The organism is Franconibacter pulveris, assembly GCF_056780215.1.
On the sequence record NZ_CM165555.1, the window covers coordinates 4,186,781 to 4,199,402 of the forward strand.

Below are 12,622 nucleotides of genomic sequence, written 5' to 3' on the forward strand. Positions count from 1 at the left end.
CTTGCGGCTGTTACTCTTCGCTGAACAAGTCGCCGCCGTGCATGTCGATCATTTCCAGTGCCTTGCCGCCGCCGCGCGCCACGCAGGTCAACGGATCTTCCGCCACCACGACCGGAATGCCGGTCTCTTCCATCAGCAGACGGTCAAGGTTACGCAGCAATGCGCCACCACCGGTGAGCACCATACCACGCTCGGAGATATCGGAAGCCAGTTCCGGCGGGCACTGTTCCAGCGCCACCATGACCGCGCTGACGATGCCGGTCAGCGGTTCCTGCAGCGCTTCGAGGATTTCGTTGGAGTTGAGGGTGAAACCGCGCGGCACGCCCTCGGCCAGGTTACGGCCGCGAACTTCGATTTCGCGCACTTCATCGCCCGGGTAAGCGGAGCCGATTTCGTGCTTGATGCGCTCAGCGGTCGCTTCACCAATCAGAGAGCCGTAGTTGCGGCGTACATAATTAATGATCGCTTCATCGAAGCGGTCGCCGCCGATACGTACGGAAGAGGAGTAAACGACGCCGTTCAGGGAGATAACGGCCACTTCAGTGGTACCGCCACCAATATCCACCACCATGGAGCCGGTCGCTTCGGAAACCGGCAGGCCTGCGCCAATCGCGGCGGCCATCGGTTCTTCAATCAGGAAAACTTCGCGAGCGCCTGCGCCCTGCGCGGATTCGCGAATCGCGCGGCGTTCAACCTGCGTCGCGCCAACCGGCACACACACCAGCACGCGCGGGCTTGGGCGCATAAAGCTGTTGCTGTGTACTTGCTTAATGAAGTGCTGCAGCATTTTTTCGGTAACGAAGAAGTCGGCGATTACGCCGTCTTTCATCGGGCGAATTGCGGCGATGTTGCCCGGCGTACGGCCCAGCATCTGTTTCGCTTCATGACCAACGGCAGCGACGCTCTTCGGCGAGCCGGCACGATCCTGACGAATGGCCACAACGGACGGCTCATTCAATACGATGCCTTGTCCTTTTACGTAAATCAGGGTATTCGCGGTACCCAGGTCAATGGACAGGTCATTGGAAAACATGCCACGAAATTTTTTCAACATACTAAGGGATAATCCTGAAAGCTGGGGCGGAAAAATAAAATCCGCTTACTTTACCAACCACACGATGCAGCGACAAGGCGCAAAAACGTTCTGCATCGGTGAAAAATAGTGCAGTTCTCGCCTCCTGCGTTTTACGTTCTCCCGCCCGGACGGTTTGCTGAAAAAGCGACCAGTTCAGAGCTGACAAGGTAAAACGCGCACGAAAGCAAAACTGGCTTCGCTACGCTGCGACAATCCGGCCGGCAGGCGCGCTCGCCCCCTTGAGATGCAGCGCGCGTTATTCTACGTGAAAACAAATTAAACGGCAGGCTAAACCGAATATCTTTGAGAATATTTTTTCACGCTCGTGTCGAGGGGTTGGGAAGCAGCAAAAAAATCGCCCTGCCCGCCCGCAACGCCCCTTTCCACCAGCGTCTGCCATTCGCTTCGGGTTTTTATACCCGTGGCGAAAACCCGTGTTTGCGTACCGTTGCAAGCTTCCACCAGGCTTTGGGCGAAGAGCTGGTTTTCGGTACGCTTTTCAATGTTCTTCACCAGACCCGGATGCAGCTTGATAATTTCTACATCCAGTTCCTTGATATAGGCCGTGCTAACCACCGTTAATCCCGCCTGCGCGACCGCGATGCGGACGCCCAGCGCTTTGATTAACCGAATCACCGGTTGTAACCGGCTGATGTGTTGACAAACATCTGCCTCAGCAAGTTCAAAAAGAATGCGCATTCGCTGCGATTTTTCGCATTGCATCAAGGTATCGCGCAGCCAGCGCTGGAACGGCGGGCGGATGAGCGACTCGACGGTAAGCGGCACGGCGAGCGTTTCTTCAGGCCAGAAGCGTAAAAACGGCACCACGCGCGCCACCATCTGGCGGTCATACTGTTCGGCCAGGCCAAACACCTGCACCATCGGCATATACTCCGCCGCCAGCACCTCTTCTTCGCCATCGAAAATACGGCACATTAGCTCCCGATGGTGCACCCGGCCGTCGCGTAAAACGGCGGGTTTCTGATAAATGCGCGGACCTCCGCGCTGGAGAACGCCTTCAAGCAACGTACGCCAACGCACGTTGCCGCGACCTTTTTCGGGCAGCGAATTGTCATACACCGCCCAGCCGTTTCCGCCCTGCAGCACGGCGTTGCGGGTGGCTATTTCCGCATGCTCCATCACCTGCTCTGTCGTCTGCCCGCTGCGCCAGGCGCAAATGCCGATGTGCAGCATATCGTTGCGGTCGAGCATGCGGGTAGGCGGCAGCGAGTCGACAGCGTTCAGCAACTGGGTGGCGATGCTGTCCGCCTCTTTTAAGGTGCGATGCGGCAACAACACGGTAAAGTCGCTGCGAAAATAGCGCGCCAGCAGCGCGCCAGGGTAACGCATCACAAAGGTCGAAAGCATATTAATGAGGGTGAAGAGGTAGTTCTCGACGGCGGTTTTGCCCCAGCTCTCCCGCAGCATGTCAAAATCCGGCAAACGGATCATCATAACCACGCCATGCGTGCCGACTTTCTCCTGATCTTCCAGCATCGTCGCCAGCTGGTTGTCGAAAAAGAGACGGTTGCTGAGGCCGGTTTTCACATCCTGCGCGGCATAGGAGCGAATAAGCGTGTCCATGCGGCTACGCTGCTCGCCCGCGCTCTGAATTTCGGAAAGCAGCACATCCAGCGCGCTGCTGACGTGGGTCGGCCATTCATGCACGCTGCCGCGCACGCGCACGCCGCGCTCACCGTTAAGAATGCGGGCCGCGCGGGTTTCCAGCAGTTCCTGCCCGGCAAGCTGACGTTTAAGCCAGCGCACTGCAAAGAAAATCACCACGACCATAAAGCCAATGGCGATGCTGAGCGGCGCGGTGGTGAGCAAAGAGCGGTAGTAGTTGGCAAGCGGATCCTGCCAGGTCAGCTTCAGCGACATGCCCGGGTGCTTTAGCAGCGGCACTTCAAGAGTGCGGTATTGATGCTGGGTGCCCGCCGGATGATAGCTTTGCGGTCGCGTATGGCTGTAAAGCCTTCCGGCATCGCTGTTGAAGTCGATGCGCACAATATCGACCGGCACCATTAGCTCATCGAGACGATGAACCAACGCCTCGGGGGAATGGCTTACGAGGTCGTTATCAATAATGGAGGCGACTGACACCACGCGGGAGGCGACTTTTTGCTGAATGGAATTAAAGAAACTCAGCGAACATCCCAGCAGCGTGACAAGGATGGCAAGCCCCGTCAGCAGGGTGACAAAGGCGGAAAATTTCGTCGTTAATCGCATCCTTGTGTTAACTCCGTCAGTTATCGGCACGAGCAAACGGCGCTGCATGAGTGCCGGGGCCACATATATATAGTAAGTACTAACTACACAGACCCGCCGCGCATACTACCAAACCCGGCGGGACGTTCAGAGGTTTTATTGCGATAAGTCGGCATAGCGTTTCAATATGCGAGTATAGTCTTCAGAGTTTTTTTTCCAATCTTAAGCGACCCATTGAGGAGTAACGTATGCAGGCTTTGATTCTTGAACAGCAGGATGGGAAGACGCTCGCCGCTATTAAACCCCTTGACGAAAGCGCCCTGCCTGAGGGCGACGTAACCGTCGATATCGACTGGTCGAGCCTTAACTATAAAGATGCGCTGGCGATTACCGGCAAAGGCAAAATTATTCGCAACTTCCCGATGGTGCCGGGCATTGATTTTGCGGGTACCGTGCGTAAAAGCGAAGACCCGCGCTTTCATGCAGGCCAGACCGTGCTGCTTACCGGCTGGGGCGTCGGCGAGAATCACTGGGGCGGCCTCGCTGGAATGGCGCGGGTAAAAGGCGACTGGCTGGTGCCGATGCCGCAGGGGCTGGACGGACGTAAAGCGATGATTATCGGCACCGCAGGGTTTACCGCCATGCTGTGCGTTATGGCGCTTGAAGAAGGAGGCGTGCGCCCGGAAAGCGGCGAAGTGGTCGTAACCGGCGCAAGCGGCGGCGTAGGCAGCACGGCGGTGGCGTTGCTGCATAAGCTGGGTTATCAGGTGGCGGCGGTCAGCGGCCGCGAAAGCACGCATGCGTATCTTAAGCGTCTCGGCGCCAGCCGCATTCTGGGCCGTGACGAGTTCGCCGACAGCCGCCCGCTGGAAAAACAGCTGTGGGCAGGCGCCGTCGACACCGTGGGCGATAAAGTGCTGGCGAAAGTGTTGGCGCAGATGAACTACGGCGGTTGCGTGGCGGCCTGCGGGCTGGCGGGCGGTTTCGCGCTGCCGACGACGGTCATGCCTTTTATTCTGCGTAACGTTCGTCTGCAAGGGGTAGATTCTGTGATGACGCCGGCGGCTCGGCGCAAAGAAGCCTGGGAGCGACTGGTGCGGGATCTGCCTGCTGATTTCTACGAGCAAAGCGCAACGGAGATTGCGCTTGCCGATGCGCCGAAATTCGCCGAAGCCATCATTAACAACACGGCGCAGGGCCGCACCCTGGTTAAAGTGAAGTGAGAGATTTTTTTACACAATTTTAACCGGATACCTCGCAGCCTGACCGACTCCCTGTCATGATTAAGGCGTAGCGTTATCATCGCATCACCAGAGAGTCGGTCATGAAAAAAGTCAGCCGTTTAACTGAAGCCGATGTCACTGCCGAATCGGCTTTCTTTATGCAGCGCCGCCAGATCTTAAAAACATTAGGCATCGGCGCCGCCGCGCTTTCGCTTTCCCCGGTCGCCCAGGCGGATCTGCTGGACTGGTTTAAGGGCAACGACAGACCCAAAGCCCCCGCGGGTCAACCCCTTGATTTTTCTAAGCCTGCCGAATGGCAGGCGAAGCTGCCGCTGACGCCGGAAGATAAAGTGACCGGCTACAACAATTTCTACGAATTCGGTCTGGATAAAGCAGACCCGGCCGCCAATGCAGGCACGCTGCAGACTACGCCCTGGAAGCTGACCATCGACGGCGAAGTGGCGAAGCCGCTGACGCTCGATCATGATGATTTGTATAAGCTTTTCCCGCTGGAGGAGCGTATTTATCGGATGCGCTGCGTAGAGGCCTGGTCGATGGTCGTGCCGTGGATAGGCTTCCCGCTCGCCAGCTTGTTGAAAAAAGTCGAACCTACCAGTGCGGCGAAATATGTCGCTTTCACCACGCTCTATGCGCCGGAACAGATGCCGGGCCAGAAGGACCGCTTTATTGGCGGCGGTCTGGATTACCCCTATGTAGAAGGGCTGCGTATAGATGAAGCGATGCACCCGCTGACTATGCTGACCGTCGGCGTTTACGGCAAGGCGCTGCCGCCGCAAAACGGCGCCCCTGTGCGCCTTACTGTGCCGTGGAAGTATGGATTTAAGGGAATTAAGTCGATCGTCAGCATTAAGCTGACCCGCGAACGTCCGCCGACGACCTGGAACCTGTCCGCGCCGGGCGAATATGGTTTTTACGCCAATGTGAACCCCAATGTCGATCATCCCCGCTGGTCACAGGCCACCGAGCGCGTTATCGGTTCCGGCGGCGTGCTTGATGTGAAGCGCCAGCCTACTCTGCTGTTCAACGGCTACGGCGAGCAGGTCGCTTCGCTCTATAAGGGGCTCGATTTGCGGGAGAATTTCTAAGTGCGTTTGACGGCGAAACAGATTGTCTGGCTGAAAGTGGCGCTGCATCTGGCCGCTTTCCTGCCGCTGGTGTGGCTGTTTTACGCGGCAAGCCAGGGATACTTCAGCGCCGATCCGGCGAAAGATATTCAGCATTTTACCGGCCGCATGGCGCTTAAGCTGCTGCTTGCCACGCTGCTGGTCACGCCGCTGACCCGTTTGCTCAAGCAACCGCTGCTGATCCGCACCCGACGTCTGCTGGGATTATGGTGTTTTGCGTGGGCAACGCTTCATCTTATTAGCTATTCGCTGCTGGAATTGGGCATCAGTAACCTTTCTTTGCTCGGCCAGGAGCTGGTAAGCCGTCCCTATCTGACGCTCGGCATCCTTAGCTGGCTGGTGCTGCTGACGCTGGCGTTTACCTCGACGCAGGCGGCGCAGCGAAAACTTGGCCGCCGCTGGCAATTAGTGCATAACTTCATTTATCTGGTAGCGATCCTGGCGCCCATCCACTACCTCTGGTCGGTCAAGATCCTCTCACCGCAGCCGTTAATTTATGCCTTTATCGCGCTTGTCCTGCTGGCATGGCGCTATAAGAAGTTCCGTCAGTGGCTGAGATAATGCGCTGTTCTGTGTCATTTAATCCACTTCTGTTATTAACCGGTATCGATTGGCTGATACCGGTTGATAATCTTCCCTGATAAGACCAGTATTTAGCTGCCAAATGCCACGAAATCGTTATAATGTGCGACTTTGGTTTTTCGCCCGGCCATTTTCATGGCGTTAAGGGTGACAACCTCGCAACGAAGGTATATTTTGTTTTTTACCGGAGAATTGCAGGAGATAGCGTCACAATGGCGAACAAATTTCAGATTTTGCTTTTGAACGGCCCAAACCTTAATATGCTCGGCACCCGTGAGCCCGAGAAGTATGGCAAACAGACGCTGGATGAAATTGTGAGCGGCCTCCAGGCGCAAGCTGAATCGCTAAACGTTTCGCTCGATCACCTGCAATCTAACGCGGAGTATGCGCTTATCGACCGTATTCATCAGGCTAAAGACAATGTCGACTATATCCTGATTAATCCGGCCGCTTTTACGCATACCAGCGTCGCGCTGCGCGATGCCCTGCTGGCGGTGAGCATCCCGTTTATCGAGATCCACCTGAGCAACGTGCATGCCCGCGAGCCGTTCCGGCATCATTCATACCTTTCTGATGTCGCCGCCGGCGTTATCTGCGGATTCGGCGCTGACGGCTATAGCTATGCACTACAGACGGCGGTAAAACGCCTGTCACAATCACACTAAACAAAGAGTACGGAACCCACTCATGGATATTCGTAAGATTAAAAAACTGATCGAGCTGGTTGAAGAATCAGGCATCGCTGAACTGGAAATTTCTGAAGGCGAAGAGTCTGTACGCATCAGCCGCGCGCCGGCCAATGCAGGCATCCCGGTTATGCAGCAGGCCTATGCTGCGCCGATGTATGCCCCGCAGCAGCAGCCTGCGCTGTCTACTGCTGTCGCACCGGCAACCGCGCCGGCGCTGGAAGCGCCAGCTGCAGCAGAAGTCAGTGGTCACATCGTACGTTCCCCGATGGTTGGTACCTTCTATCGTACCCCGAGCCCGGACGCCAAAGCGTTTATTGAAGTAGGCCAGAAAGTCAACGTGGGCGACACCCTGTGCATCGTTGAAGCGATGAAAATGATGAACCAGATCGAAGCCGATAAAGCGGGCGTAGTAAAAGCGATCCTGGTTGAAAGCGGTCAGCCGGTAGAGTTTGACGAGCCGCTGGTTGTCATCGAATAACGAGGCGAACATGCTGGATAAAATTGTTATCGCTAACCGCGGCGAGATTGCACTGCGTATTCTTCGTGCCTGTAAAGAACTGGGCATCAAGACCGTCGCCGTGCACTCCAGCGCGGACCGCGATCTAAAACACGTACTGCTGGCGGATGAGACTGTATGTATCGGTCCGGCGCCGTCAGTAAAAAGCTATCTGAACATCCCGGCCATTATCTCCGCTGCGGAAATCACCGGCGCGGTCGCGATTCACCCGGGCTATGGCTTCCTGTCCGAGAACGCCAACTTCGCCGAGCAGGTTGAGCGCTCCGGCTTTATCTTCATCGGTCCGAAAGCGGACACCATCCGCCTGATGGGCGACAAAGTGTCTGCGATTACGGCGATGAAGAAAGCAGGCGTCCCGACGGTGCCGGGTTCCGACGGCCCGCTGGGCGACGATATGGATAAGAACCGCGCCCATGCGAAACGCATCGGCTATCCGGTGATTATCAAAGCTTCCGGCGGCGGCGGCGGCCGCGGCATGCGCGTGGTGCGCAGCGACGCCGACCTGGCGCAATCCATCTCCATGACCCGTGCGGAAGCGAAAGCCGCTTTCAATAACGACATGGTCTACATGGAGAAATACCTGGAAAACCCGCGCCACATTGAGATTCAGGTGCTGGCGGACGGCCAGGGTAACGCCATTTATCTCGCCGAGCGCGACTGCTCCATGCAGCGTCGTCACCAGAAAGTCGTCGAAGAAGCGCCGGCGCCGGGCATTACCCCGGAACTGCGTCGCTACATCGGCGAGCGCTGCGCCAAAGCCTGTGTGGATATCGGCTATCGCGGCGCGGGCACCTTTGAGTTCCTGTTTGAAAACGGCGAGTTCTACTTCATTGAGATGAACACCCGTATTCAGGTAGAACATCCGGTTACCGAGATGATCACCGGCGTTGACCTGATCAAAGAGCAGTTGCGTATCGCAGCAGGCCAGCCGCTCTCCATTAAGCAGGAAGAAGTGACGATCAAAGGCCATGCGGTGGAATGCCGTATCAACGCCGAAGACCCGAATACCTTCCTGCCAAGCCCGGGTAAAATCACGCGCTTCCACGCGCCGGGCGGCTTTGGCGTTCGCTGGGAATCGCATATCTACGCGGGCTATACCGTACCGCCGTATTACGATTCCATGATAGGCAAACTCATCTGTTACGGTGAAAACCGCGACGTGGCGATTGCCCGCATGAGGAACGCCCTGCAGGAACTGATCATCGACGGCATCAAAACCAACGTCGAGCTGCAGACGCGCATCATGAACGATGAGAACTTCCAGCACGGTGGCACCAACATCCACTATCTGGAGAAGAAGCTGGGCCTGAACGAAAAATAAGCCCTGCTTTCATTAATAAGGCCAGCTTCCGCTGGCCTTTATTTTTTGTCGCCTCCCCCTGCTGCTGCGGTACAATCGCCGCTTTCTTACGTCACAAGGGATAAAAATGGACAACCGTTTTGTTCAGGCCCATAAAGAGGCGCGCTGGGCGCTGTGGCTGACCCTTCTCTATCTCGCCGCATGGTTAGTGGCTGCTTACTTACCTGATTCAGCAACAGGCGTAACGGGCCTGCCGCACTGGTTCGAAATGGCCTGTCTGCTGGTACCGCTGCTGTTTATTCTGCTCTGCTGGTTGATGGTGAAATTGATTTATCGCGATATTCCGCTGGAGGATAACGATGCAGCATGAAGTGATCCTTCCTCTTGTCGCCTATCTGCTGGTGGTATTTGGCCTTTCGCTCTACGCCATGCGCAAGCGCACGACGGGAAACTTCCTTAACGAATACTTCCTTGGCAGCCGCTCCATGGGAGGGTTTGTGCTGGCAATGACGCTGACGGCGACTTACATCAGCGCCAGTTCATTTATCGGCGGCCCGGGCGCAGCCTATAAATATGGTCTGGGCTGGGTACTGCTGGCGATGATTCAACTCCCCGCCGTCTGGCTTTCTCTCGGCATTCTGGGCAAGAAGTTCGCTATTCTCGCCCGCCGCTATAACGCCGTCACGCTTAACGACATGCTTTATGCGCGCTACCAAAGCCGTCTGCTGGTATGGCTTGCCAGCCTGAGCCTGCTGGTGGCTTTTATTGGCGCCATGACGGTGCAATTTATTGGCGGCGCGCGCCTGCTGGAAACCGCGGCAGGCATTCCCTACGAAACCGGCCTGCTGATTTTCGGCGTCAGCATTGCGCTCTATACCGCATTTGGCGGCTTTCGCGCCAGCGTGCTTAACGACACGATGCAGGGGCTGGTCATGCTGATTGGCACCATTCTGCTGCTGGTGGGCATTATTCACGCCGCAGGCGGCCTGCACAGCGCGGTAGAAAAGCTTCAGCATATCGATCCGAAGCTGGTCGCGCCGCAGGGCGCAGAGGATATCCTCTCGCCAACCTTCATGGCCTCGTTTTGGGTGCTGGTTTGCTTCGGCGTCATTGGCCTGCCGCATACGGCGGTACGCTGCATCTCTTATAAAGACAGCAAAGCGGTGCACAGCGGTATTATCATCGGCACTATCGTGGTCGCTATCCTGATGCTCGGCATGCATCTCGCGGGCGCGCTGGGACGTGCCGTATTGCCCGATTTGAACGTGCCGGATCTGGTTATCCCTACACTGATGGTCACCGTGCTGCCGCCGGTGGCGGCGGGGATCTTCCTCGCTGCGCCGATGGCGGCGATCATGTCGACCATTAACGCGCAGCTGCTGCAATCTTCCGCCACGATCGTAAAAGATCTCTGGCTGAACCTGCACCCGGATCAGATCCATAACGAAAAACGCCTTAAGCGCATGTCTTCGGTCATCACGCTGGTGTTGAGCGCGTTGCTGCTGCTGGCGGCCTGGCGTCCGCCGGAAATGATTATCTGGCTCAATCTGCTGGCCTTTGGCGGCCTGGAGGCGGTTTTCTTGTGGCCGCTGGTGCTGGGGCTGTACTGGGAGCGAGCGAACGCGACCGGCGCGCTCAGCGCGATGATCGTCGGCGCGGTGCTCTACGCCGTTTTGGCTACGCTAAAGATACACTACCTGGGTTTTCACCCGATTGTGCCATCCCTGCTTTTAAGTTTGCTGGCTTTCCTTGTAGGTAACCGTTTTGGTCGCCCCGTAATGCAAGCCGCAGCCGTTTCATCTGTCGATAAATAAAGAGTTTTGCCATGCCATGGATCCAACTGAAAATTAACACCACCGGGGCAAACGCCGAAGAGTTGAGCGACGCGCTGATGGAAAGCGGTGCAGTCTCCATCACTTTTCAGGATACCCACGACACGCCGGTGTTCGAACCGCTGCCTGGCGAAACCCGCCTGTGGGGCGATACCGACGTTATCGGTCTGTATGACGCCGAAACCGATATGCAGGAAGTGGTTACGATTTTGGAAAATCATCCGCTGCTGGGCGCGGGCTTTCGCCACAAAATTGAACAACTGGAAGATAAGGACTGGGAGCGCGAATGGATGGACAACTTCCACCCGATGCGCTTTGGCGAGCGGCTGTGGATTTGCCCAAGCTGGCGTCCGGTACCGGATGAGAATGCGGTAAACGTCATGCTCGACCCAGGCCTTGCTTTCGGCACCGGCACCCATCCCACCACGTCGCTCTGCCTGCAATGGCTGGACAGCCTCGATTTAACCGGCAAGACGGTTATCGACTTCGGCTGCGGCTCCGGCATCCTTGCTATCGCCGCCCTGAAGCTAGGCGCCGCGCAAGCCATCGGCATTGATATCGACCCGCAGGCGATTCAGGCGAGCCGCGACAACGCCGAACGCAACGGCGTATCTGACCGTCTGGCGCTTTATTTGCCGCAGGATCAGCCCGCCGATATGCAGGCCGATGTGGTGGTCGCGAACATTCTGGCGGGTCCTCTGCGCGAACTGGCGCCGCTTATCAGCGTGCTGCCGGTCAAAGGCGGCCAGCTCGGCCTGTCCGGCATTCTGGCAAGCCAGGCGCAGAGCGTATGCGAAGCGTATGCCGGGACCTTTGCGCTTGACCCGGTGGTTGAAAAAGAAGAGTGGTGCCGCATTACTGGCGTTAAGCAGTAATTTTCAGGCGCGGGCCACGCTCGCGCCGTTTCCTTTTCCGTCTCGCTTTTTTTATCAACTGCCCCTTCGCTTTTACCCATATAATAACTGAGTGAAATCATAAATTTCACAAATATAAGTTGTTGAAATATCCACTCAGAGAATGTTTTATGACTACCGCACACGTTAAATCGGCGCTGCTCGCCCTGAGCATGCTGCCCACTCTGGCCATGGCTTCGCACTGGAGCTATGAAGGCGAAGGCGCTCCGGAACACTGGGGCGAACTGGATCCGCAATACTCGCTCTGCCAGAAAGGGATGAATCAGTCACCTATCGATATCGATCGCACAGTTAAAGCGCAGCCTACTCCGCTGCAAATCCATTACGTTGATGGGCCCAGTCTCGTTCTGAACAATGGCCACACCATTCAGGCAAGCGTAAACGGGAAAACCCAGGATACCCTCACGCTTGATGGCCAGTCTTTCTCGCTTCAGCAGTTCCATTTCCATGCGCCGAGCGAAAATACGCTGCACGGCAAACATTATGCGATGGAGATGCACCTGGTGCATAAAAACGCGGCTGGCGACGTTGCCGTGGTGGCCGTGATGTTTGAAACAGGCAAAGCCAACGACGAGCTGGAGAAGCTCTGGCAGGCGATGCCCGCGAAAGCGGAGGCGAGCCAGCCACTGACTGCCAACGTGGATATCAATAAACTGCTGCCTCAGGATAAAACGCACTACCGCTTTAGCGGCTCGCTTACTACGCCGCCTTGCTCTGAAGGGGTGGCCTGGCTTGTATTAAAACATCCGCTTACCCTTTCTCCGGCGCAGCTTGATAAATTCAAATCTGTGATGCATCACGCTAATAACCGTCCGGTACAGGCGCCTCACGGGCGCGTCGTTATTGACGAATAATGCTTCAGGGCGAGACGCTGCGTCTCGCCCTTTTGAGCGCATTATTTTCTTAAAAATGTGAGTTAGTCCGCACGAATTCCCGTTCAGTTGTGCATTAAACCAGCAAGTCAGCCACAATGACCAGGGTGCGGAAGCAACGAAATGAAAGAAGTTATAAGCCAAACGTAAGAAATTAGCGTTTATGCCATCCTCTCAACTAAATGATTTATAAGACTTATTAATTCACACTCGCTGCCCAGCCGCTTGTTCTTTGATCTATAACAGCCGATTGTTCAAAGTTTGG

Annotated in this window: 12 protein-coding genes; 10 read left to right on the forward strand and 2 right to left on the reverse strand. The window is 56.3% G+C overall.

Features of this window, described 5'->3' with window-relative positions; translation table 11 throughout:
* Positions 1-10: 10 nt before the first annotated feature.
* Positions 11-1,054 (reverse strand): rod shape-determining protein MreB, encoded by a 1,044-nt coding sequence (gene mreB, locus ACU4F7_RS19740; protein ID WP_006818047.1) that lies wholly within the window; start codon positions 1,052-1,054, stop codon positions 11-13.
* Positions 1,055-1,363: 309 nt separating this feature from the next.
* A complete protein-coding gene (gene csrD, locus ACU4F7_RS19745; RefSeq protein WP_029590187.1) occupies positions 1,364-3,304 on the reverse strand; it encodes an RNase E specificity factor CsrD in 1,941 nt (646 codons plus the stop codon).
* A 227-nt stretch (positions 3,305-3,531) separates the two neighbouring features.
* On the opposite strand from csrD, the gene acuI reads away from it, so the two are divergent.
* The 10 genes from acuI (at position 3,532) to ACU4F7_RS19795 (ending at position 12,339) form a co-directional block, all read left to right on the forward strand.
* Entirely contained in the window at positions 3,532-4,506 is a 975-nt protein-coding gene (gene acuI, locus ACU4F7_RS19750; protein WP_029590186.1) for an acrylyl-CoA reductase (NADPH), read from the forward strand.
* Positions 4,507-4,607: 101 nt separating this feature from the next.
* Positions 4,608-5,612: a protein-methionine-sulfoxide reductase catalytic subunit MsrP gene (msrP, locus tag ACU4F7_RS19755; RefSeq protein ID WP_029590185.1), complete on the forward strand. Its 1,005-nt coding sequence runs from the start codon at positions 4,608-4,610 to the stop codon at positions 5,610-5,612.
* Positions 5,613-6,212, forward strand: a complete 600-nt coding sequence (gene msrQ, locus ACU4F7_RS19760; RefSeq protein ID WP_481637610.1) for a protein-methionine-sulfoxide reductase heme-binding subunit MsrQ — start codon at positions 5,613-5,615, stop codon at positions 6,210-6,212. It begins immediately after the preceding gene.
* 233 nt (positions 6,213-6,445) lie between these two features.
* Complete coding sequence (gene aroQ / locus ACU4F7_RS19765; RefSeq protein WP_024552370.1) at positions 6,446-6,898, forward strand: type II 3-dehydroquinate dehydratase; 453 nt, start codon at positions 6,446-6,448, stop codon at positions 6,896-6,898.
* Between the two features lie 22 nt (positions 6,899-6,920).
* Positions 6,921-7,400: an acetyl-CoA carboxylase biotin carboxyl carrier protein gene (gene accB / locus ACU4F7_RS19770; RefSeq protein ID WP_024558867.1), complete on the forward strand. Its 480-nt coding sequence runs from the start codon at positions 6,921-6,923 to the stop codon at positions 7,398-7,400.
* Between the two features lie 10 nt (positions 7,401-7,410).
* A complete protein-coding gene (gene accC / locus ACU4F7_RS19775; RefSeq protein ID WP_029590181.1) occupies positions 7,411-8,760 on the forward strand; it encodes an acetyl-CoA carboxylase biotin carboxylase subunit in 1,350 nt (449 codons plus the stop codon).
* Positions 8,761-8,866: 106 nt separating this feature from the next.
* Positions 8,867-9,109 carry a YhdT family protein gene (locus ACU4F7_RS19780; protein ID WP_029590180.1) on the forward strand — a complete coding sequence of 81 codons (243 nt, stop codon included), beginning with the start codon at positions 8,867-8,869 and terminating at the stop codon, positions 9,107-9,109.
* Complete coding sequence (gene panF, locus ACU4F7_RS19785; RefSeq protein WP_029590178.1) at positions 9,099-10,553, forward strand: sodium/pantothenate symporter; 1,455 nt, start codon at positions 9,099-9,101, stop codon at positions 10,551-10,553. The genes ACU4F7_RS19780 and panF overlap by 11 nt, the downstream gene beginning before the upstream one ends.
* 11 nt (positions 10,554-10,564) lie before the next feature.
* Positions 10,565-11,446 carry a 50S ribosomal protein L11 methyltransferase gene (prmA, locus tag ACU4F7_RS19790; RefSeq protein ID WP_481637611.1) on the forward strand — a complete coding sequence of 294 codons (882 nt, stop codon included), beginning with the start codon at positions 10,565-10,567 and terminating at the stop codon, positions 11,444-11,446.
* A 149-nt stretch (positions 11,447-11,595) separates the two neighbouring features.
* A complete protein-coding gene (locus ACU4F7_RS19795) occupies positions 11,596-12,339 on the forward strand; it encodes a carbonic anhydrase (RefSeq protein WP_481637612.1) in 744 nt (247 codons plus the stop codon).
* Positions 12,340-12,622 lie beyond the last annotated feature (283 nt).

Excerpts from the sequence above, each read along its gene's own strand:
- mreB (WP_006818047.1), bottom strand. The coding sequence starts at position 1,054 with ATGTTGAAAAAATTTCGTGGCATGTTTTCCAATGACCTGTCCATTGAC.
- csrD (WP_029590187.1), bottom strand. The coding sequence starts at position 3,304 with ATGCGATTAACGACGAAATTTTCCGCCTTTGTCACCCTGCTGACGGGG.
- acuI (WP_029590186.1), top strand. The coding sequence starts at position 3,532 with ATGCAGGCTTTGATTCTTGAACAGCAGGATGGGAAGACGCTCGCCGCT.
- msrP (WP_029590185.1), top strand. The coding sequence starts at position 4,608 with ATGAAAAAAGTCAGCCGTTTAACTGAAGCCGATGTCACTGCCGAATCG.
- aroQ (WP_024552370.1), top strand. The coding sequence starts at position 6,446 with ATGGCGAACAAATTTCAGATTTTGCTTTTGAACGGCCCAAACCTTAAT.
- accB (WP_024558867.1), top strand. The coding sequence starts at position 6,921 with ATGGATATTCGTAAGATTAAAAAACTGATCGAGCTGGTTGAAGAATCA.
- accC (WP_029590181.1), top strand. The coding sequence starts at position 7,411 with ATGCTGGATAAAATTGTTATCGCTAACCGCGGCGAGATTGCACTGCGT.
- ACU4F7_RS19780 (WP_029590180.1), top strand. The coding sequence starts at position 8,867 with ATGGACAACCGTTTTGTTCAGGCCCATAAAGAGGCGCGCTGGGCGCTG.
- panF (WP_029590178.1), top strand. The coding sequence starts at position 9,099 with ATGCAGCATGAAGTGATCCTTCCTCTTGTCGCCTATCTGCTGGTGGTA.
- prmA (WP_481637611.1), top strand. The coding sequence starts at position 10,565 with ATGCCATGGATCCAACTGAAAATTAACACCACCGGGGCAAACGCCGAA.
- ACU4F7_RS19795 (WP_481637612.1), top strand. The coding sequence starts at position 11,596 with ATGACTACCGCACACGTTAAATCGGCGCTGCTCGCCCTGAGCATGCTG.